This window comes from Amycolatopsis sp. (genome assembly GCF_025464955.1).
Taxonomy (GTDB): Bacteria; Actinomycetota; Actinomycetes; order Mycobacteriales; family Pseudonocardiaceae; genus Amycolatopsis.
On the sequence record NZ_JAODNM010000096.1, the window covers coordinates 23,363 to 47,571 of the forward strand.

The following is a 24,209-nucleotide window of genomic DNA, read 5'->3' on the forward strand; positions in this document are numbered from 1 at the left end:
GCGCGCTCTCAGAGGGTGCTCAGCCAGTTTTTCAGCAGTTGCGCGCCCGCGTCGCCGGACTTCTCCGGGTGGAACTGCGTCGCCCACAGCGGACCGTTCTCGACCGCGGCGACGAAGTCCTCACCGTGGTGGGCCCAGGTCACCTTGGGCTGCTGCCCGGCGAGTCCGGATTCCAGCTCCCACGTGCGCGCGGCATAGCTGTGGACGAAGTAGAACCGTGCTTCGGGATCGAGCCCGGCGAACAGTTGCGAGTCCGCCGGAGCGCGCACGGTGTTCCAGCCCATGTGCGGCAGAATGTCCGCGTGCAGGCGGTCGACCGTGCCCGGCCACTCGCCGGCACCCGCGGCCTCGACGCCGTGCTCGACGCCGCGTTCGAACAGGATCTGCATGCCGACGCAGATGCCCAGCACCGGCCGGGCGCCCGCGAGGCGGCGGCCGATGATCTTCTCGCCGCTGACCGAATGCAGGCCCTCGGCGCAGGCCGCGAAGGCCCCGACACCGGGCACGACCAGGCCATCCGCGTTGAGCGCGGCGTCGAAGTCGGAGGTCACCTCGACCTCGGCGCCGGCGCGCTGCACGGCACGCTCGGCGGACCGGAGGTTGCCGGAACCGTAGTCAAGAATCACGACGTTAGGCACAAGCACCAGGTTAGTCGGCCCGCCGAGCGGGTGACGCAGGCGGCGTCAGCCTCGCCGGAAGGTGTAGACGTCGGTGTTGACGTTGCACGGGCTCGGCGGCACGACCTCGACCCGGAGCAGCCCGGTGTTGACGTCGTAGTCGATGCCCTCGGTGGTGTACCCGCCGGTGCAGGTGCTGAGCATCGGAACCTGGCCCAGCGACGTCACCCGGGCGTTCGTGTCCGTGCCGCGCAGGGGATGCGCGAGATCGATCTGCAGGATCTGCGACGTCGTCGGGAATAGGTCGTTCGTGGGATCCGACGTCGAGCAGAGCAGCCGCGTCGAGCTCACGAAGTCGCAGCCCTGCGCGTCCCGGATCGGCCGGTCGAGCTTGATCCGGCCGGTCATCGGCAGGTTCTCGCCGGGCTTCGGGGCCTTCGGGTTGAGAATCGGCGTCGGGTACACGAACAGCTCCTGGAGCTGCTGGAGGGTGTTGCCGACCATCCACTGCCCATCCGGCGACACCGTGACCGACGCGTTCGCGTTGACCGCCGGCTCCTCCGGCAGCAGCGTGTGCGGGTACTCGAAGCCCTGCCCCGACGGCGTCGTCACCAGGAACATCTTGTTCGTGGCCGGGTTGTCCTTGGTGTTCTGGTAGGCGTCGAAGAGGTAGCCGTTGCGCGAGTCCGCGTCGCCGACGTGGCCCCAGCCCTCATCCTTCAGCGGCTGCGTGATGATGCCGCCGGCCCGGTAGTAGATGTAGGGCGCGGCGCCAAGCGGGTAGACGGTCGCGATGCCCTCACCGCTGATCGCGTTCGCGACGGTGGTGTGGTCGATCTGGGTCCAGCCCTTGACCGGTCCCGACTGATGGGCCGAGGCCGTCTCGGCGACGCCCAGCAGGCTTATCGCCGCGACGGTGGTCACGGCGAGAGCCCGCCGCAACATCGATGTGGTCGCCCCGCGTTCGCGCATGGTTGTGGTCCTTTTCCAGCACTGTGGTTCCGTGGCGGCGGCGTGCGAATTCTGCCAGGCGCGGCCGCGCCCGGGGTGCCGCCGATCGGTGGACGTCCGATCACCGGGACACGCGCGGTGTTTGAGTTTCGGCAGGAGTGGGTACCCCTGGCTATCGCATGCCACGGAGGAGCCCACGATGGCCGGTGAAGACCTACTGACACAGATGTTCGACGCTTGGCGAGAGGACATCGACAGCGTGCCGTTTCCGCAGGTCAGTGACCCCACCGGGACCGTCAAGGTGCCGCGGATGAGAGAGCCCCTGCCGATCGAAATGCACCGCGGACGCCGCGGGCAAGGGACTCACGCCGACGTTTAGAGGTGTTCAAGCCCGCTCCCCCGGGCCTATGCTGCCGCCACGGTATGGAAGATCAATCCCAGGTGGCAGGACGCGGTAGGGGATTTTCATGAGCGACACCATCGGCGCCCGGCTTGATCGGCTTCCGGTCACCCGCTTGCACAAATACGTCATCGCGGTGGTCGGGGTCGCCACGTTTTTCGACCTCTATGACCTGTTCCTCGCGAGCACGGTCAGCTCGGTGCTCAGCAAGGAATTCGGCGTCACCAGCGCGGAGCTCAAACCACTGCTCGCGTCGGCGTTCCTGGGCGCGTTCGTCGGGGCGATCGGGCTCGGCGGGCTCGCCGACCGGTTCGGCAGGCGCAACGCGTTCCTGGTGACACTCGGGATCTACTCCGTCTTCACCCTGGTCGGCGCGTTCAGCACCGACGTCTGGATGCTCGTCGTGTGCCGGTTCGCGGCCGGTGTCGGCATCGGCGCCGAGCTGCCGCTGGCCGATGCCTACCTCGCGGACCTGCTACCCGGGAAGTCCCGCGGCCGCGCCACGGCGTGGGCCTACACGATCGGCTTCTGCGGAGTTCCCGCCGCCGGCTTCCTCGCCCGCGGCCTGGTCGGGCACGCGCCGTTCGGTATCGACGGCTGGCGCGTCCTGTTCGTCGTCGGCGCGCTGGGTGCGGCCGTCATCTGGGTGCTGCGCACCGGTTTGCCGGAATCGCCCCGATGGCTTGCGGCACAAGGCAGACACGACGAAGCCGACGCCATCGTGAAACGGCTGGAGGCCTCCGCCGGTGTTGCCAGCCCCGAACGCGCGGCCGAACCGGAAGTGAGCGAAGAGCGTGTCAAGTTCTCCGCACTGTTCCAGCGGCCGTGGCGGCGCCGGACCGTCATGCTCTACGTGTTGCAGCTCATGCAGGCGTTCGGCTACTACGGGTTCGGGTCGCTCGTGCCGATCGTCCTGGCCGCGAAGGGCTTCACGCTGACCAGCTCGCTGACGTTCAGCGCGTTGACGTTCCTCGGTTATCCGATCGGCTCCGCCCTGTCGATCCCGATCATCGAGCGGATGCAGCGGAAATGGCTCATCGTCGCCAGCGCGTCGGGGATGGCCTTGTTCGGACTCGCGTTCGGACTTTCCACGAGCGCAGTCGCCATCACGATCTTCGGTTTCTGCTACACCGCGATCAGCAACCTGTTCTCGAACGCGTACCACACGTATCAGGGCGAACTGTTCCCTACGTCACTACGCGCCACTGCGGCCGGGTCGGGGTACTCGCTGTCCCGGCTGGCGACGGCAGCCATGCCGTACATCCTCATCCCGATCCTCGACAGCTCCGGCGCGACGTGGATGTTCGCCACAGTCGCCGTGGCCATGGTGATTCTGGTCATAAACGTCTCCCTACTGGGGCCTCGCACCACCGGTAGGTCTGTCGATTCGATCGCTGGTTCGCCTACGGTCAGGTGATAGACCAACGTCGGCCTAGGTAACGATCGATCGGAAGCTGAGACGATGACCAGTACGCCGGACCCGCAGGACTTTCTCGACATCGATGCCGGTTTGACGGGCGAAGAACGCGACATCCGCGACGCCGTCCGTGCGTACGCCGCCGACCAGCTCGCGCCGAACGTCGCTGAATGGTACGAATCGGGTGAACTGCCGGCCGCTGAGCTGGCGAAGGGTCTCGGCCAGCTGGGCCTGCTCGGCATGCACCTCGAGGGCTACGGCTGCGCGGGTACCAGCGCGACGGCGTACGGCGTCGCGTGCCGTGAGCTCGAAGCCGTCGACTCCGGGCTGCGCAGCTTCGTGTCGGTCCAGGGCTCGCTCGCGATGTACGCCATCCACCACTGGGGCAGCGACGAGCAGAAGAACGAGTGGCTGCCCCAGATGTCGGCCGGCGACGCACTCGGCTGCTTCGGCCTGACCGAGCCCGACGCCGGCAGCGACCCGGGCAGCATGCGTACGCGCGCGGTGCGCGACGGCGCCGACTGGGTGCTCGACGGCACCAAGATGTGGATCACCAACGGCACGGTCGCGAACGTCGCCGTCGTCTGGGCGCAGACCGACGAGGGCATCCGCGGGTTCGTGGTGCCGACCGACACGCCGGGATTCACCGCGAACGAGGTCAAGCACAAGCTGTCGTTGCGCGCGTCACTGACCGCGGAACTGGTACTCGAAGGCGTCCGGCTGCCCGACAGCGCGGCGTTCCCCGAGGTCAGGGGCCTGCGCGGGCCGCTGTCGTGCCTCAATGAGGCGCGCTACGGGATCCTGTACGGCGTTGTCGGGGCCGCGCGCGCCTGCTACCGGTCCGCGCTCGAGTACACGATGACGCGCGAGCAGTTCGGCAAGCCGCTGGCGGGCTTCCAGCTCACGCAGCGCAAGCTGGCGGACATGCTCGTCGAGGTCAACCGGTCCGGGCTGGTGGCGAGCCAGATCGGGCGGCTCAAGGACGCCGGCAAGCTGCACCACAACCACGTCAGCTTCGGCAAGCTCGCGAACGTGCGCTCGGCCATCGAGGTCGCCAGGACCGCCCGCACCATGCTGGGCGCCAACGGCATCTCGCTGGAGTACCCGGTCATGCGGCACATGGCGAACCTCGAGACCGTGCTCACCTACGAAGGCACCGAGGAGATGCACGCTCTCTCCCTTGGGCAGTCCGTCACCGGCCTCGCCGCCTTCCGCTAACCGCCCGAGGGCCCTTTTGCGGGGTCGTTGCACGTGCAATAACCAGCGCGCGCAACGAGGGCACTTTTGTACTATTGTGCCCTCGTTGCGCTCTCAAGCAGGGCACTCTTGTACAAAAGCGCCCTCCTTGCGCACGCTAAGCATCGCAACTCGGCGGCGAGTTGCGGTACTACGTCAGGGCGCGTTCTACGTCGTAGTCGTGGATCCAGCGGAAGTTCTCCGGAAACTTCGCCAGCTTCCGGTCGCGTTCGTCGGCCTCGGGGCCGTCCGGCAGGTGCAGGATCGCCGAGGTGTCCCAGGAGCTGCGCTGCACCTGCCGAGTGCGGGTGCGGCGCAGCCTCTCGTAGTAGCGGAACGCGTTAGGGATCTCTTCGGTGGCAAGGAGATTCGCGAGCGCGACGGCGTCCTCGACGGTCTGGTTCGCCCCCTGGCCCTGATGCGGCAACATCGCGTGCGCGGCGTCGCCGAGCAGCGCCACCCGGCCGCGGCTCCAGCTGTTCAGCGGCGGATGGGCGAACAATCCCCACCGCTGCGGCAGATCCGTGGCGGCGATCATCTCGGTGACGGCCGGGTGCCAGCCGGCGAACGCGGCGACCTGCTCACCAGGATCGGTGCCGACGACCCAGTTCTTCGCGTGCCACACGGCAGGCGCGTCGACGACGGCGAGGAAGTTGATCACGGAACCGTCGGCGATCGGGTAGTGCAGCAGGTGCCCACCGGGCCCCAGCCAGAACTGCACCGCGTCGGGCCGAGGCAGGCTGGGCAGTCGTTCGACCGGGACCAGGCCGCGGAATCCGCTGGTGCCGGAGTACATCGCGTCCCCGGGGCCGCCGGTCAGCCAGTTCCGCACGGTCGAGTGCACCCCGTCCGCACCGATGACGACCTCCGCGGATGCTGTCCGGCCGTCGGCGAACTTCAGGCGCACGTCGTGCTCACCGGAGTCGAGGTCGACAAGCGTGGCGCCGAGCTCGACTTCGTCGTCCCAGACCTTGACCAGCGCGCGCTGGAAGTCCACCCGATGCAAGGTGTGCAGGCCGCCGTCGATGGAATGCTCGGCCAGGAGCCGGCCGTCACGCCAATGCCGGTACACCAGGTCGGGCGGAGACATCGACGCGCCGGCGAGCTCCACGGTCACGCCGAGCCTGTCGAGCAGGCGCTCGCCATTGGCCGCGAACGCGACGGCGGCGCCGACCTCCCGCAATTCCGATGCCTTCTCATAAATCTCGGCATGGATCCCGTGCTGACGCAGGGCGATGGCGAGCGTCAGCCCGCCTATCCCGGCACCGACGATCGCGACCCGCAGCTCCCCAACGGTCATACGATCCAAGGTAACCGCAGGTGACCGTCGCTGTCAGCGCTCGCCGTCGACGCCGCCCGATGGGGCAGCCCACGCGCCCCCGTCACGCAGTCGCTCGACCAGTCCACTCGGGTAGAGGATCCGCTCGCCCGACACGAACTCGCTCACCAGCAGCCACGAGACCGGGCTGCCCTCGTCGAGAATCGTGCCCAAGTCCTCCCGCTCGTACCAGGACGGATCCGCCAACGTCGCCTCGAAGACGTAGACGATCTCGTGCCCGGCGCGGCCGTTGACGGTGAAGATGTTCTCCAGCACCCCGAGTTCCACTGCGTTCGTCAGCTCGGCACCCAGTTCCTCAAGGAACTCGCGGTGCAGCGCCTCGACCGCCTGCTCCCCGAACTCGATCCCACCGCCGAGCAGACGGTAAAACGTCTCCCCTTTGACGTCGTCATGCCCTTCGAACACGAGGATTCGGTCGCTGTTCCTGATAAGCCCGAGCGCGAGCGGGCGGATGGCGAGTTGCTCCGGTGTCGTCACGGGACCCGACGTTAGCGGACTGGGCTCCTTGATCCGACCCGCAAGAATCAAGCTGCCTCCCAGGCCCAACGTCGTGACTGCAGCCGCAGACAGTGCCCAGACTGGCCCGATCTGCCCAGCCAGCGCTGTGGCGACCACGACCACCACCGGCCACAACCACGGCGAACCTGCCCAGCGGACCACCTCAAACCGACCTTTCGACGACATCGACCAGAGCAGCATGCTGGCCTACGATGGGCGGCAACCGTGAGGGCGGGTGAGCTGATGCGCGCGATCCGGCGGATCCTGCTCACCGTCCTGCTCGCGGGGCGTTTTCTCGGCTACGACCAGCCGTCCCCGCGCATGCCCGGCGAGCGCAAGGGCCCCGGCCGATCCCGGCGCTGTACGCGATGCGGCGGCCCTGTACGCAAGACCAGCCAGGGCGGGTACAGCTGTTTGGAGTGCGGCAGTTCGTTCAACGAGAGCCCGCGGGCGAGGTAGTCCGTGGCCGCGCCCTCGTTCACCGACATGTCGTTGGCAGTCGGCAGCAAAATCGGTCGCCACTTCAGCATCGTCGGCATGCTTCCCGCGCTATTCCTTTCACTCTGGATCAGCGTGCTCATCAGTAGCGATGCTTGGCGCACAAGGCCAGATCTCAAGCTGCTCGGAGCCAGGATGAGCAGTTGGTCCTTGACCGGGGTCGCTTGGCTGCTTGTAGCCACCCTCCTCATCGCGTTGTTCCTCCACCCCCTGCAATATGCGATGACCCAGGTACTCGAAGGCTATTGGGGAAGCTCCCGGGTGTCGGAAGCAGCTACGCACATCAGAATCAGCCACCACCGCAGGCGGCGACTAAAGTTGGCCAAACGCCGCAGCGATTTTGAGGATCGCCAAGAAGCAGCCTTCAGTGCAGCAAACACCAGAGATGAAGCAGCTGCCGCAGAATATGCTAGTTGGGACGCCAAGACCTTTGCCAACAAAATGGCGGAATTCTTTGCGAGTAAAAACGGTGACGCCTTTGCCGCTCTGCAGGCAGTCGAGGCTGCAGCAAGAAAGTCCGAAGGCCTTTACCCTTCAACCGAAAGGATTATGCCAACCCGCCTGGGCAATGCACTAAGGAGAGCAGAAGATACAGCGGGTGAGCAGTACGGGCTGGACGCCATCCTGACCACGACCCTGCTCAATTTCGTGGCCGCGGGGCGACGCGTCCAGTACGTACGCGATTCCCGCCAGCAGTTGGATACTACGATCAGACTGTGCGTCGTGTCCTTAATCGCTTTCGTTCTTTCGGTGGCGTCACTGCTGACTGATGGCCTTTGGTTGTTTGTCGCGCTCGGACCGTACGGATTCACCTACCTCGCCTATCGCGCTTCGATCGCGGCCGCTGAGGAGTACACGACGGCGGTGAACACCGTGATCACCTTGGATCGGTTCGCGCTCTATGAAAGTCTCCATGTCGACCCGCCGCGTGACACCAGGGAAGAACGCGCCGTCAACAAGGATTTGATGAAGCTGCTGGAAGGCGATGACCAAGCGAACGTGCACTACACGAGGCCGCCGGGTCCACCGCGAAAACGGCGGCTGTATCCCAGCCGGCACGCCTGAGCCGTGCGAGTGGGGAACTCGGGCGCGCGAACGTGGGACTCGCGGGTTTGAACGTGGGACTCGCGCTTAGGGGAGGAAGGCATTGATGGAGGCGGCCAGGGAGGTTTCGTCGAGGCCGTGGGCGAGGTCGTGGTCCGCCATGTCGCCGTAGGTGCGGACTTCGACATCGCGCCGGACGCCTAGGGAGAGCAGGCGGTGCGGGGTTTCGGCGAGGGCTTCCGCGACGGCGTGGGCTGAGGTGCCGCGGTTGTAGGGCTCGACAAGGACGACGTCGGCGACACCGGTGGCGTGGATCGCGGCGCGGAGTCCGGCGCCATCGAATGGGCGGATGGTCGAGGCGTACAACACGGTGACGTCGGCGCCTTCGGTCGCGTTCAGCACGCCGTCGAGGGTGGGGCCGACAGCCAGTACGACTCCTCTGCGCCCCAGGCGCTGAACCTGGAAGCCGACGCCGAGATGCGGTTCGGCATTCGACTGCTCGGACAGCCGGACGTAGACCTTTCCATCCCCTGGCAACGATTCCAGGATCAGCCGGCGAGCTTCGTCCGGATGCCCCGGCACGTGGACGGTCCAGCCGGGCAGGTTGTCGATCAGCGCGACGTCCGCGGGCGACTGATGGGTGCGCCCCGCGTATGCCATGTCGTACGACGCGCCGGAAGACACCAGCACCGCGCCGACGCCCTGGTGCCCGAGGTCCAGTTTGACCTGCTCGAAGGGCCGCTCGACAAGGAACGACGCGAACGTGTGCACCACCGGCCGGAGCCCGGTCAAGGCCAGTCCGCCGGCAACGCTGACCAGCAGCTGCTCCCGGATCCCGACGTTGATCACCCGGTTCGGATGCCGCGTCCGCGCGGTAGCGATCTGGGCGGCCGAGATTTCGGCGAGTACGACGACGAGTCGTGGATCGACCTCCAGCGCATCGTCCATTGCGGAAACAAAAGTCTCACGCATGGTCAGGGTGGTCACGTGTTCACTCCTTCGGTTCAGTGACGGCGACGACGACCAGCGGCCGGCCGGAATGCGGTTCGGTGAAGGCCGCGTACAACGCTTCGTGGTCGCGACCGTCGACCGTGCGAGCAGCCCAGCCCTCGACCTCGAACCGCGCGGCGATGCCGCCCGGCCAGCCGTGGGTCGACGACGAGTTGTCGATCACGACGGCCGTGAGCTGGTCCAGCGACTCGCGACCCGCGAGCGCGATCGCCTCGTGGTTGGATCCTTCGTCCAGTTCGGCGTCACCGACCAGCACGACGACCCTGGGCTGGGTCAGCCGCTGCGCGCGGAGGCCGAAAGCCGTGCCCACCGCGATCGGCAGGCCGTGGCCGAGCGAACCGCTGGCGATTTCCACCCCCGGTATCCGCATCCGGTCCGGGTGCATGCCCAGGCGCGATTCGGCCGTCGTCCAGTTCGCCAGCTCGCCTTCGTCGAGGAATCCCTTCGCGGCCAACACCGCGTAGTACGAAGCCGGCCCATGGCCTTTGGACAGCAGGAACCTGTCGCGCCCGGGCGCACGCACCCGGCTCGGTGCCACGTTCAGCACCCGGTCGTAGAGCACCCACAGCACGTCCAAGGTGGATGTGGCCGCCGCGGAGTGCTTCTCGTCGCCGGTCATCAGCGAAAGCAACCTGGGCAGGTCCGCGTAGCCGGACTCGGTAACAGTAGTCATGAATCCACCGTGCAACCTCGACTTAACTAGAAGTCAAGGCTAGCCTGGCGGGGTGACCAAGTTAGCCGACCACCTCAGCATCGGACAGGTCTCCGAACGCAGCGGCGTCCCGCATACCGCGTTGCGCTTCTACGAGGAGCGCGGCCTGATCCACTCCGAGCGCTCCGCGGGTAACCAGCGCCGCTATCCGCGTTCGGTGCTACGCCAGATCGCGTTCATCCGTGCCGCCCAACGAGTGGGGCTGAGCCTCGAGGACATCAACGCGGCCTTGGCCAGCCTGCCCCACGACCATCCGCCGACAAAGGCGGACTGGGCACGGCTTTCCAAGGGCTGGCAAGACGAGCTGGATGCCCGGATCGACGCGCTGCAGCGGCTGCGCGACCGGTTGACCGGTTGTGTGGGTTGCGGTTGCCTCTCCCTTCGCAGTTGCGGGCTCTACAATTCCGATGACCAGATGTCCAGATTCGGCCCAGGGGCGCCAAAACTCAAAGCGGCGACCGAGGGCGGAATCTAACGTCCTGCGTCATCGCGGCAGGGCAACGTGGACCCGCGACGGCTCACCCCCTTACACGGGGGCAAATCAGCTGCGTCGTCGTAGAGCATCTGCTCCGGATAGACGTTGTACGCAACTTCGCAGTCGCAGAAGCCACCCTTTTCTTCCATTCTTCGTTCCAGCGCTGTCGCGCGCGGCGCACAGGCGTCGCGCCAGCGGCGCACCCAGCGCAAGTGGTTGTCGCAGCCGAATTCTTCGAGCATGCGGCTGACATAGCAGGCGAGACACTCCTTGTCTCGCGGCTCTGTCAGCTCCTCGCGCAGCGCGGTGACGTACCGCTCGGCGGTGACAGCGGATTCGGCAGGTTCGTTGTCCATCGGTTTCCTCCCCGGATTGTGCTGCTTTCCGGTTTAGCAGAGGGCACCGACAATTCTGGGAAACCGTTGGGGGACAACGGACTCAGCGCGTCAGGCTCAGGCGGTGCGGTGACGAGGACGGCCGAGTAGGCGCCTGCCGACTTCCAGTAGAGCCTCGCGCAGGGTTTCGTCGTCAAGCGCGGCCATCGCGGGGGAACCGCCGGCCATCGCGAGCCCGGCCAAGGCGACGTGCGCGGTCACCATCGCGGCCGTATCGGGGTTGTCGCCGCACAGCAGCCCCAGCAAACCCTGTTTGAAGTCCTCGGAACCATGGATCGACTTCTCCACCGCTCTGGCGACACCGGGGTCACTGGAGAACAACGCGACCAACGCGCGGTGGCGGACGACGAGGTCAATGAACCCGGCCAGCAGGTGGTCGATCTGCGCGCCGCGCCGACGCTGCTTGCTCGCCTCGGTGACGATCGCGTCCAGCTCCCGTAACGCCGGCTCGGTCACCGCCTCGGTGATCTCGTCCTTGGCCTTGAAGTGGTAGTACACGGCGGCCTTCGTCACCCCGAGCGCGTCGGCGATCATCTGCAGCGACGTGCCTTCGACCCCGTGTTCGGTGAACAACCGCAACGCGGTGTCCAGCAGCCGGGTCCTGGTGTCCGCGGCGCCTCGCGCACCGGCTTCCGCCGTCCCCGTAGTCATCCGACCTCCTTGTTCAGCAACCGGACAGTACGCCGCCAAGCCTCGCCGAGCAAGCCAGGACGCTAGCCGATCGGCAAGGACAGAGCTAGCCGTGCGGCAAGTCACTCCCTAGCCGATCGGCTTGTAATCCCCTTGCCGATCGGCTAGCTTCGCACTAGCAGTTCAAAGAGCACCCGAAAGAATGACAGACCCCTTCTCCAGACGAACGGAGTCACTCGCCGTGGCCACCTTCCTGTACCGGCTGGGCCGGTTCGCCTTTCGACGGAGAGCGCTCGTTGTCGCCGTTTGGGCTGCCTTGCTGCTCGCACTCGGCCTCGGCGCGGTGACCCTCTCTGGGCAGATGTCCGACTCGGTCACCATCCCGGGCACCGAGTCGCAGCGGGCCATCGACCAGCTCGCGCAGAAGTTTCCGCAGGCAGCAGCCGGTGGCGCGACGGCACGGGTGGCCATCGCGGCCCCGCCCGGGCAGACCCTGACCGACTCGAGCGGCAAGGCCGCCGTCGAGCGCGTGGTCGCCCAACTCAAGGTCGCTCCCAAGGTTCTCACCGTTGCCGACCCGTACCAGGCGAAGGCCATCTCCCCCGACGGCCGGGTCGCCCTCGCCCAGGTGAGCTATGGTGTCAAGGCGTTCGATCTGACTGAAAGTGACCGCGAGGCGCTGAAGAACTCGGCGAAAATCGGCCAACAGGCCGGTCTGGAAGTCGAGTTCGGCGGCGACGCAGTCCAGGCTCCACCCGCCACGGGTGCCACCGAAGGCCTCGGAGTCGCTGTCGCGGCTGTTGTCCTCATCATTACGTTCGGCTCACTCATCGCCGCCGGTATCCCACTGCTCACCGCGCTCATCGGCGTCGGAATCGGGATGGCGGGCATCCTGCTGACGTCCGGTTTCCTCGAGCTCAACTCGAACACACCGATCCTCGCGCTGATGATCGGCCTCGCCGTCGGCATCGACTACGCGTTGTTCATCGTGTCCCGCTTCCGACACGAACTCAGCGTCGGCCGGGAACCCGAGGAAGCGGCCGGACGTGCCGCTGGAACAGCCGGTTCCGCGGTCGTCTTCGCCGGGCTCACCGTGATCATCGCGCTGGCCGGGCTCACCGTGATCGGGATCCCGTTCCTGGCGCAGATGGGCATCGCCGCCGCGGTCACCGTCGCAGTCTCGGTCCTGATCGCACTCACGCTGCTCCCCGCGATCCTCGGTTTCGCCGGTCGCAAGGTGCAGGCCGGCCGCATCCGGATCCGCCGCGCGAACCCGGCCAAGGCGACCCACGGGGAGCGCTGGGCGCGTTTCGTGGCACGCCACCGGATTCCGGTGCTCGTCGCGTCGCTGGCAGGGCTCGCACTGATCGCCCTGCCCGCCACCGGCATGCAGCTCGGCCTGCCGAACGACAGCACCGCCGCCGCGGACTCCACCCAGCACAAGGCGTACGACCTGGTCAGTTCGAGCTTCGGCGAGGGCGCGAACGGCCCGCTCGTGGTCGTGGTGGACACCGCGGGCAGCACCAACCCGCAGGGCGCGGCCCGTCAGGCGGCCGCCGAGATCAGCAGCCTGCCCGACGTCGCGGCCGTCACCCCGGCACGGTTCAACCAGGCCGGTGACACCGCGCTGCTCACCGTCATCCCGAAGAGTGGCCCGAGCAGCAAGCAGACCGAGGATCTCGTCAGCGCGATCCGTGCGCAAGCCGGCGACCTCGAGAAGAACACCGGCGCCGGCATCGCGGTGACCGGGCAGACCGCCGCGAACATCGACATCTCAGCGAAGCTGTCCGACGCGATGCTGCCCTACCTGGGACTCATCGTCGGACTCGCGTTCATCCTGCTGATGCTGGTGTTCCGCTCGGTAGTCGTGCCGTTGAAGGCGACGCTCGGCTTCCTCGGTTCGGTCGTCGCGACCTTCGGTGCGGTCGTGGCCGTCTTCCAGTGGGGCTGGCTGAACAACCTGCTCGGGGTCGCTTCGACCGGGCCGATCATGAGCATGCTGCCGATCCTGCTGATCGGCGTGCTCTTCGGGCTGGCGATGGACTACCAGGTCTTCCTGGTGACCCGCATGCGCGAGGAACACGTGCACGGCGCCGAACCGCAGGAGGCGATGGTCGCCGGGTTCAAGCACGGCGCCAGGGTCGTCGTGGCCGCGGCGCTGATCATGATCAGCGTGTTCGCCGGGTTCGTGCTGGCCGGCTCCACGCTGATCCAGTCGATCGGGTTCGCGCTGGCCTTCGGCGTGCTGGTGGACGCGTTCGTGATCCGGATGACGATCGTGCCCGCAGTGATGTCGTTGCTGGGCAAGAGCGCCTGGTGGCTGCCGAAGTGGCTCGACCGGATCCTGCCCAACGTCGACGTCGAGGGCGAGAAGCTCACGAAGCGGCTCGACAGCGACCCCGACAAGAGCGAACTCCAGCCCGTCGGCTGACCTACCCAGTGGAGGCGACCTCAAGCAGGGCACTCTTGTACAAAAGTGCCCTGCTTGAGATCTCAACTAGGGCACAAGAACGGCTCTTCGGTCGTACGTGCGGGTCGTTGCCGCCGACCATCGCAACTCGCCGTCGAGTCGGGGTCACGGACTTCCCACTTTCGCGCCTTTGCGGGGTCTCTTAGTTTCTAAGAGACCGCAACTCGCCGTCGAGTTGCGGTGGTGGCGGGAGCCTGCGGACTGGTAGCGGAACCGGATGTGGGACTCGACTCCGTCAAGGTGGGACTCGCCGTCGGTGAGTGTGGGACTCGCCGACAGCACGGGCGTACGCCGCGAGTTCCACACCCTGAGCGCCGAGTTCCACACTCGCGACCCCACGCAGACGACAAAGGAGGGCACCTTTGTGCATTTGTGCCCTGCTTGAGATCTCAACTAGGGCACAAAAGTGCAAAAGTGCCCGTCCTGAAGCCGACAGGGAGTCAGCCGGCCAGCCAGGCCACTGCGGCGCCGACGGCGAGAAGCGAAGCGACCCCGACGACAAGAGCCATCTTCCGAGCCGTCTTCCACATGCTGTACGCGCCGCCGACGAGAATGCCCGCGAGGGCAAGCAGCACCAGCCCGACAATTTCCTTGCTCACTAGAGAACGCCCTTGGTCGAGGGGATGCCGCCGGCGCGCGGGTCGGGCTCGGTCGCGGCGCGCAGGGCGCGGGCGACGGCCTTGTACTCGGCTTCGGCGATGTGGTGGGGGTCCCGGCCGTGCAGCACGCGGACGTGTAGCGCGATCTGGGCGTGGAACGACAGCGAGTCGAACACGTGCCGGGTCAGCACGAACGGGTAGTTGCCACCGATCGTGAACGAGTTGAACTGCTCGGGCTCGCCGAGGTGCACGCAGAAGGGCCGCCCGGAGACGTCGATCGCGGCATGCGCGAGGGTCTCGTCCATCGGGATCCACGCGTCGCCGAAGCGCCGGATGCCGCTCTTGTCACCGAGCGCTTGCCGGAGGGCCTGACCCAGCACGATCGCGGTGTCCTCGACCACGTGGTGCGCGTCGATGTGGATGTCGCCGGTCGCCTCGACCTTGAGATCGAGCGAGCCGTGCACGCCGAACGCGGTCAGCATGTGGTCGTAGAACGGCACCCCGGTCGAGATCTCGACCTCACCGGTGCCGTCGAGGTCGAGCTGAACAGAGATGGCGGACTCCTTGGTGGTCCGTTCCACCTTGCCGATACGAGTCACCGGGGGATCTCCTTGGTTGCTTCGAGGAACGCGTCGTTCTCTTCAGGGGTGCCGATACTGACCCGCAGGTGGCCTTCGATCCCGATCTCGCGGATCAGCACGCCCTTGTCCAAATAGGACTGCCAGCTCGCGGACGGGTTTTCGAAGAGTCCGAACAGGATGAAGTTGGCATCACTGGCAATCGGGGTGAAACCCAGCCCCTGCAACGCATCGGCGACCCTGTCCCGCTCGGCGGCGAGCTTGGCCACCGACGCGAGCGTGGCGTCCGCGTGCCTGAGCGCCGCCCGCGCGGCGGCCTGCGTCAGCATGGACAGGTGGTACGGCAGCCGGACGAGCAGCAGCGCGTCCACAATGGCCGGTGCCGCGGCCAGGTAACCGAGCCGCCCGCCGGCGAACGCGAAAGCCTTGCTCATCGTCCGGCAGACGATCAACTTCGCCGGGTACTCCTCGATGAGCTCGACCGCGCTGCGCTGCGAAGAAAACTCGAAGTACGCCTCGTCGACGACGACGATCCCCGGCGAGGCGTCGAGCAGGAGTTCCAGCTCTTCGAGGGGGATCGACCCGCCGGTCGGGTTGTTCGGGCTGGTGACGAAGACCAGGTCCGGGCGACGCTCGAGGATGATCGCGACCGCCGCGAGGACGTCGAGGGAGAAGTCCGCGCGCCGCGGCGTCGGCACCCACTCGGTCTGGGTGCCGGTGGCGATGATCGGGTGCATGGAGTACGAAGGCTCGAACCCCAGCGCCGTGCGACCAGGGCCGCCGAAGGCCTGCAAGATCTGCTGCAGGATCTCGTTGGACCCGTTGGCGGCCCAGACGTTCGACTCGTGCAGCACGACACGGGTCGACACCGACAGGTAGTCGGCGAGGTCGCGCCGGAGCTGGAGGGCGTCACGATCGGGGTAGCGGTTCAGCGCGGACGCGGCCTCGCGGACGGCCTCGGCGATGTCGGCGACGAGCTCCGGCGGTGGCGGGTAGGGGTTTTCGTTGGTGTTGAGCTGGACGGGCACGTCCAGCTGCGGCGCGCCATACGGCGTCCGGCCACGCAGATCGTCGCGCAGCGGGAGGTCCGCGAGGGTCACGTCGTCGGGTGTCATTCCGTCTCTCCCTCGAACCTCGCGGTAATGGCCTCGCCGTGGGCCGGCAGATCTTCCGCGTCAGCCAGTGCGACAACCTTCGCCGCGACATCGCGCAGCGCCTGCTCGCTGTAGTCGACGACGTGGATCCCCTTGAGGAAGCTCTGCACCGACAATCCTGAGGAGTGCCGGGCGAAGCCGCCGGTCGGGAGCACGTGGTTGGACCCGGCGCAGTAGTCGCCGAGCGAAACGGGCGAATAGGCGCCGACGAAGATCGCGCCGGCGTTGCGGACCTTGGCCGCGACCGCGCTCGCGTCGGCCGTCTGGATCTCGAGGTGCTCGGCGGCGTAGGCGTCGACAACCTTGATTCCGTCCTCCACAGTGGACACCAGGATCGTGCCGGACTGCTTACCGCTCAACGCTTCCCCGACGCGCTCGGAGTGCTTGGTGTCGGAAATGCGGTGGACGAGCAGTCTGTCGACCTCGTCGGCGAGCGCCTCGGAAGTGGTGACCAGGACACTCGCGGCGAGCGGGTCGTGCTCGGCCTGGCTGACCAGGTCGGCCGTGACGTGGACCGCGGACGCCGTATCGTCGGCGAGGATCGCGATCTCGGTCGGGCCGGCTTCGTTGTCGATACCGATCAACCCGCGCAGCAGGCGCTTGGCCGCGGTCAGGTAGATATTGCCCGGCCCGGTGACCATCGCGACCGGGGTCAGTTCGCCGCCGTCGGTGTCCGTGCCGCCGTACGCGAGCAGCGCCACGGCCTGCGCGCCGCCGACAGCCCACACCTCGTCGACGCCGAGCAGTTCGGCGGCGGCCAGGATCGTCGGGTGCGGCAGCCCGCCGAACTCGGCCTGCGGGGGTGAACAGACGACGAGCGAATCGACCCCCGCGGCCTGGGCGGGGACGACGTTCATCACCACCGTCGACGGGTACACGGCGAGCCCGCCGGGTGCGTACAGCCCGACACGATCGACCGGGACCCAGCGCTCAGTGACCGTGCCGCCCTCGACGACCGTGGTCGTGACGTCGGTGCGGCGCTGGTCGGCGTGCACCTTCCGGGTGCGGGTGATGGCCTCTTCGAGCGCCGACCGGACGGCCGGGGACAGCTCGTCGAGCGCGCGCGTCAGCTCCTCGCGGGCGACACGCACGGTCTTCGGCCGGACCTTGTCGAAGCGCTCGGTGTACTCGAGGACGGCCTCGACCCCGCGATCCCGGACCGCTTCGACCACCGGCCGCACCTGATGCAGCGCCGCGTCCACGTCGTACTCGGCGCGCGGCAGGGTCGCGCGCAGTTGGGCGGGGACAAGGACCTGCCCGCGCAGGTCGGTGCGGTTCAGCATGGGTCAAGGGTACGAGGTGGGGCTATCAGGTTTGGCAGGCATACTCGGTGGGTACGGACGACGTAGAGATCGACGTATCGAACAAGGAGTTTCAGAGTGCCGCGTATCGGGTTGTGCCAGCTGACCTCAAGCGACGATCCCGAGGTCAACCTCGGGCTCATCCGGGAGGGCGTCGCGGCCGCGGCGGCCGGTGGCGCGCGGATCGTGGTCTTCCCGGAGGCGACTATGGCGCGCTTCGGCTCCCCGCTGGGACCGATCGCGCAGCCGCTCGACGGGCCGTGGGCGTCGTCCGTCGGGGAGATCGCGAAGGAACACGAGGTCCTGGTCGTGGCGGGGATGTTCACGCCGTCCGGGGACGGCCGCGTCCGCAACACGCTGCTGATCACCGGGCTCGGCGAGCACCGAGGGTACGACAAGATCCACCTCTACGACGCTTTCGGCTTCCGCGAGTCCGACACGGTCGCGCCGGGCTCGGAGGCGGTCACCTTCGAGGTCGACGGCACCAGGTTCGGCGTCGCGACCTGCTACGACGTCCGGTTCCCCGAGCTCTTCCGCGAGCTCGCCGACGCCGGGGCCGCCGCGGTCCTGATGCCGACGTCGTGGGGCGCGGGCGAGGGCAAGCTCGAGCAGTGGGAGGTCCTCGTGCGGGCCCGTGCGCTCGACTCGGGCTGCTGGGTACTCGGCTGCGGCCAGGCGGACCCGGCGGCGTCCGCCATCGACGTCAACCCGAAGGCGCCGACCGGGATCGGCCACTCGCTGGCGTCCGACGGCTTCGGCCGCGTCCACGCCCGGCTGGGCGCGGGGCCGGAGACCGTCGTCGTCGACGTCGACCCGACCGTCTCCGACCATGCCCGCATCGCCACCGGCGCCCTCGCCAACCGCTGACCCCTCAGGACTCGTGAATGGCACAGCCGGTTCAGACAGCCGGTTCTAACCGGCCGGAACGCTCACAAGTCCTGCGGCAGGGTCAGGAAGCTGGCTGCACCAGGCCGGCTTTGATGGCGATCTTGGTCAGGCCGGCGCGGCGGCGCTCGCCGGTCTTGTCCCGGATGCGGTCGAGGTAGGAGCGCACGGTCCGGACGCTGATACCCAGGTTCTCGGCGATGTCGACGTCGCGTTCGCCGGACGCCACCAGCGCCAGGACCTGCTTCTCACGCTCGGACAGCTCGATCGGCGGGCCGGCGTTGCGGTCGTGGCTCGCGTCCAAGACCATCGACGCGAGCGTCGGCGAAACGTAGGTGTTGCCGGCCGCGATCGTCCGGATCGCGCGGAGGAGTTCGTCCCCGTCGACGTCCTTCGACAGGTACCCGTGCGCGCCGGCCCCCATCGCCCCGAGGACCTCGTTCTTCCCCGCGTGGGCGGACACGACGAGCACCTTGTGCCCCATGCCGTTGACCTCGAGCACGGCCGCCGCGTCGGCGACCCCGCGCAGCTTGAGGTCGAGCACGACGACGCTGCCGGGATGCTGCCCGCACACCGCGAACCGCGCGACCGAATCGGCCACGCCGCCCAGCTCGATGTCCGCGGCCTCCTCCAGTACCCGTGCCACCGCGGCCCGGTACAGCGGATGGTCTTCGATCACCCCGACATGGATCCGGTCCGTCTCCAGCTCGACTGTCTGCGGCGACATCGTCACCAGCGTCCCCTTCGCTTCATCGTCTTCTCCCCCGTCAACCCGTGGTGCCGGCGACACCGGCGATCCGGCCCGCGGCAGCGGGATCCAGCGCCGGCCCGGTCGGCACCAGCGCGAGCAAGCTGTTCGAAACCGGCAGCTTCGACACGGCGCCGTAGCCGAGCGCGGCCAGCGCCTGCGCGTTCACCACCGGATACTTCATCCCCGTATCGGTCACCAGGTAGACCGTCCCCCCGGTACCGGCGACGACCGCACCGGACGACGGCGGCACGTACACCTCGTCGGCAACTCTGGGATCGGCTTTCCCCGCCACCAGCACGGTCCGCGCACCGGCGGGTAACGGTACCTCCCCGGAGACGAAGATTCCGGCGGTCGTGGCGCCGTTTCCCTCCGTACACACGGTCACGGAGTCGCCGCTGACCCGCACCGCGCCGGGGATCCGCGGCGGGTAGCCGGCCGGGTCGACGCCGCCGGGACCGGGGGCCGGACCGGCGGCGATTCCCACCTTGGCCAGGTCGGCGGCGGTCACGGGCACCGGGCCGGGCGCGGCGCCGGCATACGCCGGGGCGTTTTCGGGCGTCTGGAGGATCAAGCTCGCCTCGGTCTCGGTGACGACGCGGACGCCGTCGGGTCCGACCAGGTAGTACCCGGATGGAGCAGACGCCGCGAGCGAATCGGCGACAACCAGTATCTGCCCGACCACGGTCGGCTTCGTACCGATCCTCGGGCCCGGCTGACCGGCGCCGTCCACCGGCACCGGGCCGAGGTCGCGGCCGGCCGGCACGGTGTCGATCCAGCGAGCCGAGACAGTGATCGGCGAGCCGGCGTCGTAGCGCAGCGCGGTGCCGGCTTCGGCGCTGAGCCGGAAGCGGTGGCCCGACGCGATCAGGTACCGCACGCCGTCAGGTGTGCGGACGAGCAGGCCGTCGTTCAGGCCGAGTTCGCGGCCGTTCGCCGTGGTGCCGAGCAGAACCGTCGACGTCGGCTCTGCCTTTGCCGGCGCGTCGTGCGTCGTCCGGGAACAGCTGTCCCACACCGGTTTCGCGAGGCCGTCCGCGGCGGGCAGCGAGTCCGGCGCGCCGGCGATACCGATGCTCGAGCCGCGCGGGGCGGTGGCCAGGTTCTTCGACGACACTGTGACGGTCGCGTTTCCGTTGCCACCGGCGAGCAGGCGGGCGGAGGCGTAGTTGAGGACGGGGTGCAGCGCGTTGTCCTGCCCGAGGATGAACCGCGCGCCGGTGCCCTCCTCGACGATCACGTGCCCACCGGAGAGCCAATCCGCGCCGCCGGACGGGTTAAGCAGGCCGATCACCCCGAACACCGCGGTCACCAGGAGCGTCACCACCACCCCGAGCACGGTGCCGAGCACGAGTCGTCTGCTGGGCGACACGGGATGGTTCGCGTCGGCGGCGACCAACGCGGAAACCAGTCTCCGGCGCAGAAACTGATACGCCTGGATCTGATCACGCTGCGTCCACACCCGCCGCTTACCCCCCACGCGTCCGCTGTTTTCGTTGACCGGGGTGCTGATGGTAAGCGTGGGATCCACACGATCGTGTGGGTAATTTTTCCGCCCTGCTGCCGGTGTGCGAAGAGTTAGCGTCAGTGTCGCGTTGTAAAAGGGGGCGTTTCGTGTCCGTAGACGTTCGGGACCCGGTCGGGCAGGCGCCCGGTCACCCAGCACCCCGCCCCGCGAGGGCCCGGTGGATCCTGCCGATTCGGCCGCTGCAGGCCGCGGTGTGGGAGATCGCCGCGCTGGCGGTCGTGCTCGCGCTGACGCTGCACCATCTCGCTCCGGCAGTCGTGATCACCATCGTGGCTGTTTCGGGGGCGCTCTTCGCCGTCACGTCGGCCCGCGTCGCTGGACACCATCTGCTGGGCTGGACGTCGATCTGGCTTGCTTTCCGGTTGCGCAGGCACGACAACCGCCGCGACAGCCCGGACCCGCTGCACCGGATCGCCGGCGCGGTCCGCGTCCGGCAGCATGTCGACCGGGCGGGCAACCGGTTCGGGGTGGCCGAGGTCGACGGCGGCTGGTCGGCGATCGTGCGCCTGACCGGACAGTCGTCCGCGGAGGACCCACGGCTGCTGATGTCGATCCTGCGCACGACTTATGAGCGCGTCGACATTCCGCTCGCCAGCGCCCAGTTGCTGACGTGGACGATGTCCGGCGGAGAAGGTTCGGAGCCGCTGCGCGCACACTGGCTGACTGTTCGCTACCGGCCTGACGAGGCGCCGATCGCGGCATTGGCGAGGGGCGGCGGATCGCTCGGCGCGCTGCGGAGCACCGCTTGCGCCGCGCTCGCCCTCATGGGCTTGCTCGCCGAAGCCGGCTATGAGAGCACAGTGCTCGAAGCGGGCGAGCTCGCCGACGAACTGCGCGTCGCTCTCGGGGCCGATCGGCAGGCCGCCGAAATCACCGACTCCTGGAGCTCGTGGTCCGCCGGCCCCACCGCGCAGACGTGCTACACGACGTCTTCGGGCAGCGACGCCGCCCGCGTGCTCGGCGGGTTCGTCAAGGACGCGACGTTCACCGCGGCGTCCTACACCCTGCGTCGAGCCCCCGGAGGCAAGGAACGCGCCGACGTGACGCTTCGAGTCGGCGGCGGACGTCCGCCCACGGACCTCGGTGCCCGCGTAGTGCCGCTGCACGGGCGACACGCATCAGCTGTCCGTCGGACCCTGCCGCTGGCCCTGGAAAGTTAGTGTCAGGCCGAGGCGTTCGGCGACGCGGCGGGCTGTGGCTTCCCGTCGGGTGGTGAGGCCTTCGACGGCCTTCTTCGCCCGGGCGAGAATCGCTGGTGGCGCGGATTCCGGCGTGCCGGCGTCGAACGGCGGCTCGGGTGCGTAAACCAGGTAGAGCTGAATTGTTTGCGCGACTTCGACACCTCTGAGTTCGGCCGCGACACGCAATGCTCCGTCGATTCCGGCGGTGACCCCGGCGGCGAACACCATGTCACCGTCGACCACTACTCGCTCATTGACCGGAATCGCGCCGAAGTACGGCAGCAAGTCGAACGCGGACCAGTGGGACGTCGCCCGGCGGCCTTTCAACAGCCCCGCCGCACCGAGGACGAGCGCACCGGTGCACACGGAGAACACGCAGGTAGCGCCCGCCGCCTGACGTCGGATCCAGCCCAGCACCTCTTCGTCGTCCATCAGTGCCTCCTGCCCGGATCCGCCCGGCACGTGCAGCACGTCCAATTGCGGCGCGTCGGCCAATACGGCGTCCGGAGTCAGCCGCAGCCCGTTCAGGTCCCGGACCGTTTCGGCCGCCTTTCCGAAAATTCGGTAGGTCGAGTTCGGAATTCGGGACAGCACCTCGAACGGGCCGGTCAAGTCGATCTGGTCCACTCCTTCGAAGAGCAGCGAACCGATCTGAAGATGCTTCTCCTGGGGGATCATGCGTTCATTCTGCGGGTCCCGGAGCACTTCGACGAGTGGCAGGACTGCCTCTATCCATTAGGATACTGACATGCACAAAGTGGTCGCTCTCGCGCTCGGCGACGTCGTCGCGTTCGACCTCTCCATCCCCGCGCAGATCTTCGGGCACCGCACCGAGCGCGAGCGATACGAGTTCACCGTGTGCGGCGAGCGGGCCGGATCGGTCCAGTCCACGACCGGGTTCGCCGTGCGGGCGACGGCCGGTCTCGACGCCTTGACCAGCGCAGACACCGTGATCGTCCCCGGTTACCACCCGATCGACGACCCCTCGCCACGGGTCGCGCGCGCCCTGCGTGCCGCCGCCGAACGGGGCGCGCGCATCGCCTCGGTCTGCACCGGCGCGTTCGCGCTCGCCGGAGCCGGACTGCTGGACGGCCGCACCGCGACCACCCACTGGCAGGACGCCGCCGAGCTCGCGTCGCGCTTCCCCCGGGTCCGGGTTTCGCCCGACGTGCTCTACGTCGACGAAGGCCAGCTCCTGACGAGCGCGGGCGTGGCCGCCGGCATCGACCTGTGCCTGCATCTCTACCGCAACGACCAGGGCGCGGCCGCGGCGGCGGAAGTCGCCCAGCGCATGGTGGTCGCCCTGCACCGGGTCGGCGGCCAGGCCCAGCACCTGCGCAGGACGCTGCCCGAGACCGGGACAGGCGGCCTGGCCGAAACCTGCGACTGGGCGGTCGACCACCTCGACCGCCCGCTCACCGTCTACCAGCTCGCGCAGCACGCCGGCTACTCCCCACGGACGTTCGCGCGGCGCTTCCGCGCGGAGATCGGGATGACGCCGTTGCGCTGGCTGACCGCGCAACGGCTGCTCGAAGCCCGTCGGCTGCTCGAAAGCACCGACCTGAGCATCGACGAAGTCGCGCGGCTCTGCGGGCTGGGAACGGCGGCCAACCTGCGCCTGCACCTGGCACGCGACGCCACGACGACCCCGACGGCCTACCGAACAGCCTTTCGTGGTGTCGGGCGGCTCGGGTAGCTGCGGCAAGGACCGGGCCGGCCCGGGCACGTCGACTGGATCAGAGGCCACGTTCGTGAGGCTGGTGGTGTCGGTGTGACTGCTGGGGTTGGCCGGTCGGGTGCCGTTGTGTACTCAACGTCCCCCCGATACAAATGATTTGTACTAAACATCCCCCGAGTCACTCGCGTGCCGACCGCAACGCCACAGCAGCACCCACTGCCCCATCAACCCCAACACGTCGCCACCGCGAGTCCGCGGCGGGAGGGAACGCAGCGGGCAGCTAAGAAGTGGCCGGGTCGGTCAGGCCGAGGAGTTCGCGGGCGGCGCGGAAGAGGGTGGCACGGACGGCTTGCGGGTCGTCGAGTTCGCCGCCTTGCAACGCGCCGTCGTGGAGGAGGAAGAGGACGTCGGCGACGTAATCGGGCTCGGGGTGACCGGCGTCGGCGGCGAGTCCGGCGAGGGTTTCGCGGAACCACCGGCGATGGTCCGAAACAGCCAGTCGCACCGGATGCGTCGGGTCCGGGTACTCGGCCGCGGCGTTGATGAACGGGCACCCGCGGAACCCAGGGCTGCACGTGTAATCGCCGACGAAGTCCAGTACCGCCAACATGGTCTTCTGCCGCGACGCGGCCGCGACCCGCTCCGCGACGGTTTCCCGCATCTCGACATCTCTGGCCCGGAGGTAGGCGACGACGAGGTCTTCTTTCGTCGGGAAGTGCCGGTAGAACGTCGCACGGGTGACGTTCGCAACCGTGACCAGCTTGTCGACGCCGACGGTGTGGATGCCTTCGGCGTAGAAGAGCCGGCTTGCCGTCTCAAGTAGACGGTCGCGGGGAGAGAGCGTCTCGACCATGCCACCACTAT

At 68.0% G+C, this 24,209-nt stretch carries 26 protein-coding genes; 10 read left to right on the forward strand and 16 right to left on the reverse strand.

What is annotated here, in order from left to right; genetic code table 11:
- Nucleotides 1-8 precede the first annotated feature (8 nt).
- Nucleotides 9-644: an imidazole glycerol phosphate synthase subunit HisH gene (gene hisH, locus JWQ81_RS22605; RefSeq protein ID WP_297544486.1), complete on the reverse strand. Its 636-nt coding sequence runs from the start codon at nucleotides 642-644 to the stop codon at nucleotides 9-11.
- A 39-nt stretch (nucleotides 645-683) separates the two neighbouring features.
- Entirely contained in the window at nucleotides 684-1,589 is a 906-nt protein-coding gene (locus JWQ81_RS22610; RefSeq protein WP_297544487.1) for a hypothetical protein, read from the reverse strand.
- Nucleotides 1,590-1,767: 178 nt separating this feature from the next.
- Here JWQ81_RS22610 and JWQ81_RS22615 point away from each other — a divergent pair, with 178 nt between their 5' ends.
- The 3 genes from JWQ81_RS22615 to JWQ81_RS22625 all read left to right on the forward strand — a co-directional run bounded on the left by JWQ81_RS22615 (nucleotide 1,768) and on the right by JWQ81_RS22625 (nucleotide 4,603).
- The gene (locus JWQ81_RS22615; RefSeq protein ID WP_297544488.1) at nucleotides 1,768-1,947 is read left to right on the forward strand and encodes a hypothetical protein; all 180 of its coding nucleotides are present in this window, start codon (nucleotides 1,768-1,770) and stop codon (nucleotides 1,945-1,947) included.
- Nucleotides 1,948-2,035: 88 nt separating this feature from the next.
- Complete coding sequence (locus JWQ81_RS22620) at nucleotides 2,036-3,385, forward strand: MFS transporter (RefSeq protein ID WP_297544489.1); 1,350 nt, start codon at nucleotides 2,036-2,038, stop codon at nucleotides 3,383-3,385.
- 45 nt (nucleotides 3,386-3,430) lie between these two features.
- The gene (locus JWQ81_RS22625) at nucleotides 3,431-4,603 is read left to right on the forward strand and encodes an acyl-CoA dehydrogenase family protein (protein WP_297544490.1); all 1,173 of its coding nucleotides are present in this window, start codon (nucleotides 3,431-3,433) and stop codon (nucleotides 4,601-4,603) included.
- 169 nt (nucleotides 4,604-4,772) lie between these two features.
- Here the strand turns inward: JWQ81_RS22625 and JWQ81_RS22630 are convergent, their stop codons facing one another.
- Together JWQ81_RS22630 and JWQ81_RS22635 are read right to left on the reverse strand one after the other, a co-directional pair.
- Nucleotides 4,773-5,921, reverse strand: a complete 1,149-nt coding sequence (locus tag JWQ81_RS22630) for an FAD-dependent monooxygenase (protein ID WP_297544491.1) — start codon at nucleotides 5,919-5,921, stop codon at nucleotides 4,773-4,775.
- Nucleotides 5,922-5,954: 33 nt separating this feature from the next.
- Nucleotides 5,955-6,437 (reverse strand): NUDIX domain-containing protein, encoded by a 483-nt coding sequence (locus JWQ81_RS22635; RefSeq protein WP_297544492.1) that lies wholly within the window; start codon nucleotides 6,435-6,437, stop codon nucleotides 5,955-5,957.
- Nucleotides 6,438-6,683: 246 nt separating this feature from the next.
- Between JWQ81_RS22635 and JWQ81_RS22640 the strand changes: the two genes are divergently transcribed.
- Together JWQ81_RS22640 and JWQ81_RS22645 are read left to right on the forward strand one after the other, a co-directional pair.
- Nucleotides 6,684-6,917: a hypothetical protein gene (locus tag JWQ81_RS22640; protein ID WP_297544493.1), complete on the forward strand. Its 234-nt coding sequence runs from the start codon at nucleotides 6,684-6,686 to the stop codon at nucleotides 6,915-6,917.
- 3 nt (nucleotides 6,918-6,920) lie between these two features.
- Nucleotides 6,921-8,021 carry a hypothetical protein gene (locus tag JWQ81_RS22645; protein WP_297544494.1) on the forward strand — a complete coding sequence of 367 codons (1,101 nt, stop codon included), beginning with the start codon at nucleotides 6,921-6,923 and terminating at the stop codon, nucleotides 8,019-8,021.
- A gap of 66 nt (nucleotides 8,022-8,087) precedes the next feature.
- Here JWQ81_RS22645 and JWQ81_RS22650 read toward each other — a convergent pair whose 3' ends face one another.
- Nucleotides 8,088-8,978, reverse strand: coding sequence for a transketolase (locus JWQ81_RS22650; RefSeq protein WP_297544575.1), 891 nt, complete (start codon nucleotides 8,976-8,978; stop codon nucleotides 8,088-8,090).
- Between the two features lie 13 nt (nucleotides 8,979-8,991).
- Complete coding sequence (locus JWQ81_RS22655) at nucleotides 8,992-9,684, reverse strand: thiamine pyrophosphate-dependent enzyme (protein WP_297544495.1); 693 nt, start codon at nucleotides 9,682-9,684, stop codon at nucleotides 8,992-8,994.
- Between the two features lie 52 nt (nucleotides 9,685-9,736).
- On the opposite strand from JWQ81_RS22655, the gene soxR reads away from it, so the two are divergent.
- Entirely contained in the window at nucleotides 9,737-10,198 is a 462-nt protein-coding gene (gene soxR / locus JWQ81_RS22660; protein ID WP_297544496.1) for a redox-sensitive transcriptional activator SoxR, read from the forward strand.
- Here the strand turns inward: soxR and JWQ81_RS22665 are convergent.
- On the reverse strand, nucleotides 10,195-10,554 hold the full coding sequence (locus JWQ81_RS22665; RefSeq protein ID WP_297544497.1) for a DUF2695 domain-containing protein: 360 nt from the start codon (nucleotides 10,552-10,554) through the stop codon (nucleotides 10,195-10,197). The genes soxR and JWQ81_RS22665 overlap by 4 nt on opposite strands.
- Nucleotides 10,555-10,650: 96 nt before the next feature.
- A complete protein-coding gene (locus tag JWQ81_RS22670) occupies nucleotides 10,651-11,244 on the reverse strand; it encodes a TetR family transcriptional regulator (protein ID WP_297544498.1) in 594 nt (197 codons plus the stop codon).
- A gap of 220 nt (nucleotides 11,245-11,464) precedes the next feature.
- Here JWQ81_RS22670 and JWQ81_RS22675 point away from each other — a divergent pair, with 220 nt between their 5' ends.
- Nucleotides 11,465-13,654 carry an MMPL family transporter gene (locus JWQ81_RS22675; RefSeq protein ID WP_297544499.1) on the forward strand — a complete coding sequence of 730 codons (2,190 nt, stop codon included), beginning with the start codon at nucleotides 11,465-11,467 and terminating at the stop codon, nucleotides 13,652-13,654.
- Between the two features lie 479 nt (nucleotides 13,655-14,133).
- Here the strand turns inward: JWQ81_RS22675 and JWQ81_RS22680 are convergent, their stop codons facing one another.
- The 4 genes from JWQ81_RS22680 to hisD are packed head-to-tail and all read right to left on the reverse strand — an operon-like array spanning nucleotide 14,134 to nucleotide 17,307.
- On the reverse strand, nucleotides 14,134-14,292 hold the full coding sequence (locus tag JWQ81_RS22680; RefSeq protein ID WP_297544500.1) for a hypothetical protein: 159 nt from the start codon (nucleotides 14,290-14,292) through the stop codon (nucleotides 14,134-14,136).
- Nucleotides 14,292-14,891 (reverse strand): imidazoleglycerol-phosphate dehydratase HisB, encoded by a 600-nt coding sequence (gene hisB, locus JWQ81_RS22685; RefSeq protein ID WP_297544501.1) that lies wholly within the window; start codon nucleotides 14,889-14,891, stop codon nucleotides 14,292-14,294. The genes JWQ81_RS22680 and hisB overlap by 1 nt, the downstream gene beginning before the upstream one ends.
- On the reverse strand, nucleotides 14,888-15,985 hold the full coding sequence (locus tag JWQ81_RS22690; protein ID WP_297544502.1) for a histidinol-phosphate transaminase: 1,098 nt from the start codon (nucleotides 15,983-15,985) through the stop codon (nucleotides 14,888-14,890). The genes hisB and JWQ81_RS22690 overlap by 4 nt, the downstream gene beginning before the upstream one ends.
- On the reverse strand, nucleotides 15,982-17,307 hold the full coding sequence (hisD, locus tag JWQ81_RS22695) for a histidinol dehydrogenase (RefSeq protein WP_297544503.1): 1,326 nt from the start codon (nucleotides 17,305-17,307) through the stop codon (nucleotides 15,982-15,984). The genes JWQ81_RS22690 and hisD overlap by 4 nt, the downstream gene beginning before the upstream one ends.
- Before the next feature lie 96 nt (nucleotides 17,308-17,403).
- On the opposite strand from hisD, the gene JWQ81_RS22700 reads away from it, so the two are divergent.
- Complete coding sequence (locus JWQ81_RS22700) at nucleotides 17,404-18,192, forward strand: carbon-nitrogen hydrolase family protein (RefSeq protein WP_297544504.1); 789 nt, start codon at nucleotides 17,404-17,406, stop codon at nucleotides 18,190-18,192.
- Between the two features lie 82 nt (nucleotides 18,193-18,274).
- On the opposite strand, the gene JWQ81_RS22705 is transcribed toward JWQ81_RS22700, so the two are convergent.
- Nucleotides 18,275-18,937: a response regulator transcription factor gene (locus tag JWQ81_RS22705; RefSeq protein WP_297544505.1), complete on the reverse strand. Its 663-nt coding sequence runs from the start codon at nucleotides 18,935-18,937 to the stop codon at nucleotides 18,275-18,277.
- A gap of 40 nt (nucleotides 18,938-18,977) precedes the next feature.
- Nucleotides 18,978-20,489: a type VII secretion protein EccB gene (gene eccB, locus JWQ81_RS22710; protein WP_297544506.1), complete on the reverse strand. Its 1,512-nt coding sequence runs from the start codon at nucleotides 20,487-20,489 to the stop codon at nucleotides 18,978-18,980.
- Between the two features lie 158 nt (nucleotides 20,490-20,647).
- Here eccB and JWQ81_RS22715 point away from each other — a divergent pair, with 158 nt between their 5' ends.
- Entirely contained in the window at nucleotides 20,648-21,646 is a 999-nt protein-coding gene (locus JWQ81_RS22715; protein WP_297544576.1) for a type VII secretion protein EccE, read from the forward strand.
- Here the strand turns inward: JWQ81_RS22715 and JWQ81_RS22720 are convergent.
- Entirely contained in the window at nucleotides 21,605-22,345 is a 741-nt protein-coding gene (locus JWQ81_RS22720) for a DJ-1/PfpI family protein (protein WP_297544507.1), read from the reverse strand. The two genes, JWQ81_RS22715 and JWQ81_RS22720, sit on opposite strands and share 42 nt — an antisense overlap.
- A 70-nt stretch (nucleotides 22,346-22,415) precedes the next feature.
- Here JWQ81_RS22720 and JWQ81_RS22725 point away from each other — a divergent pair, with 70 nt between their 5' ends.
- Nucleotides 22,416-23,363 (forward strand): helix-turn-helix domain-containing protein, encoded by a 948-nt coding sequence (locus JWQ81_RS22725; RefSeq protein ID WP_297544508.1) that lies wholly within the window; start codon nucleotides 22,416-22,418, stop codon nucleotides 23,361-23,363.
- Between the two features lie 262 nt (nucleotides 23,364-23,625).
- Here the strand turns inward: JWQ81_RS22725 and JWQ81_RS22730 are convergent, their stop codons facing one another.
- Nucleotides 23,626-24,198 carry a TetR/AcrR family transcriptional regulator gene (locus JWQ81_RS22730; RefSeq protein ID WP_297544509.1) on the reverse strand — a complete coding sequence of 191 codons (573 nt, stop codon included), beginning with the start codon at nucleotides 24,196-24,198 and terminating at the stop codon, nucleotides 23,626-23,628.
- Between the last annotated feature and the right edge of the window lie 11 nt (nucleotides 24,199-24,209).

Coding starts and splice junctions, on each gene's coding strand:
- JWQ81_RS22610 (WP_297544487.1), bottom strand. CDS start 1,589: ATGCGCGAACGCGGGGCGACCACATCGATGTTGCGGCGGGCTCTCGCC.
- JWQ81_RS22615 (WP_297544488.1), top strand. CDS start 1,768: ATGGCCGGTGAAGACCTACTGACACAGATGTTCGACGCTTGGCGAGAG.
- JWQ81_RS22620 (WP_297544489.1), top strand. CDS start 2,036: ATGAGCGACACCATCGGCGCCCGGCTTGATCGGCTTCCGGTCACCCGC.
- JWQ81_RS22625 (WP_297544490.1), top strand. CDS start 3,431: ATGACCAGTACGCCGGACCCGCAGGACTTTCTCGACATCGATGCCGGT.
- JWQ81_RS22630 (WP_297544491.1), bottom strand. CDS start 5,921: ATGACCGTTGGGGAGCTGCGGGTCGCGATCGTCGGTGCCGGGATAGGC.
- JWQ81_RS22655 (WP_297544495.1), bottom strand. CDS start 9,684: ATGACTACTGTTACCGAGTCCGGCTACGCGGACCTGCCCAGGTTGCTT.
- JWQ81_RS22665 (WP_297544497.1), bottom strand. CDS start 10,554: ATGGACAACGAACCTGCCGAATCCGCTGTCACCGCCGAGCGGTACGTC.
- JWQ81_RS22670 (WP_297544498.1), bottom strand. CDS start 11,244: ATGACTACGGGGACGGCGGAAGCCGGTGCGCGAGGCGCCGCGGACACC.
- JWQ81_RS22690 (WP_297544502.1), bottom strand. CDS start 15,985: ATGACACCCGACGACGTGACCCTCGCGGACCTCCCGCTGCGCGACGAT.
- hisD (WP_297544503.1), bottom strand. CDS start 17,307: ATGCTGAACCGCACCGACCTGCGCGGGCAGGTCCTTGTCCCCGCCCAA.
- JWQ81_RS22705 (WP_297544505.1), bottom strand. CDS start 18,937: ATGTCGCCGCAGACAGTCGAGCTGGAGACGGACCGGATCCATGTCGGG.
- JWQ81_RS22720 (WP_297544507.1), bottom strand. CDS start 22,345: ATGATCCCCCAGGAGAAGCATCTTCAGATCGGTTCGCTGCTCTTCGAA.
- JWQ81_RS22725 (WP_297544508.1), top strand. CDS start 22,416: ATGCACAAAGTGGTCGCTCTCGCGCTCGGCGACGTCGTCGCGTTCGAC.
- JWQ81_RS22730 (WP_297544509.1), bottom strand. CDS start 24,198: ATGGTCGAGACGCTCTCTCCCCGCGACCGTCTACTTGAGACGGCAAGC.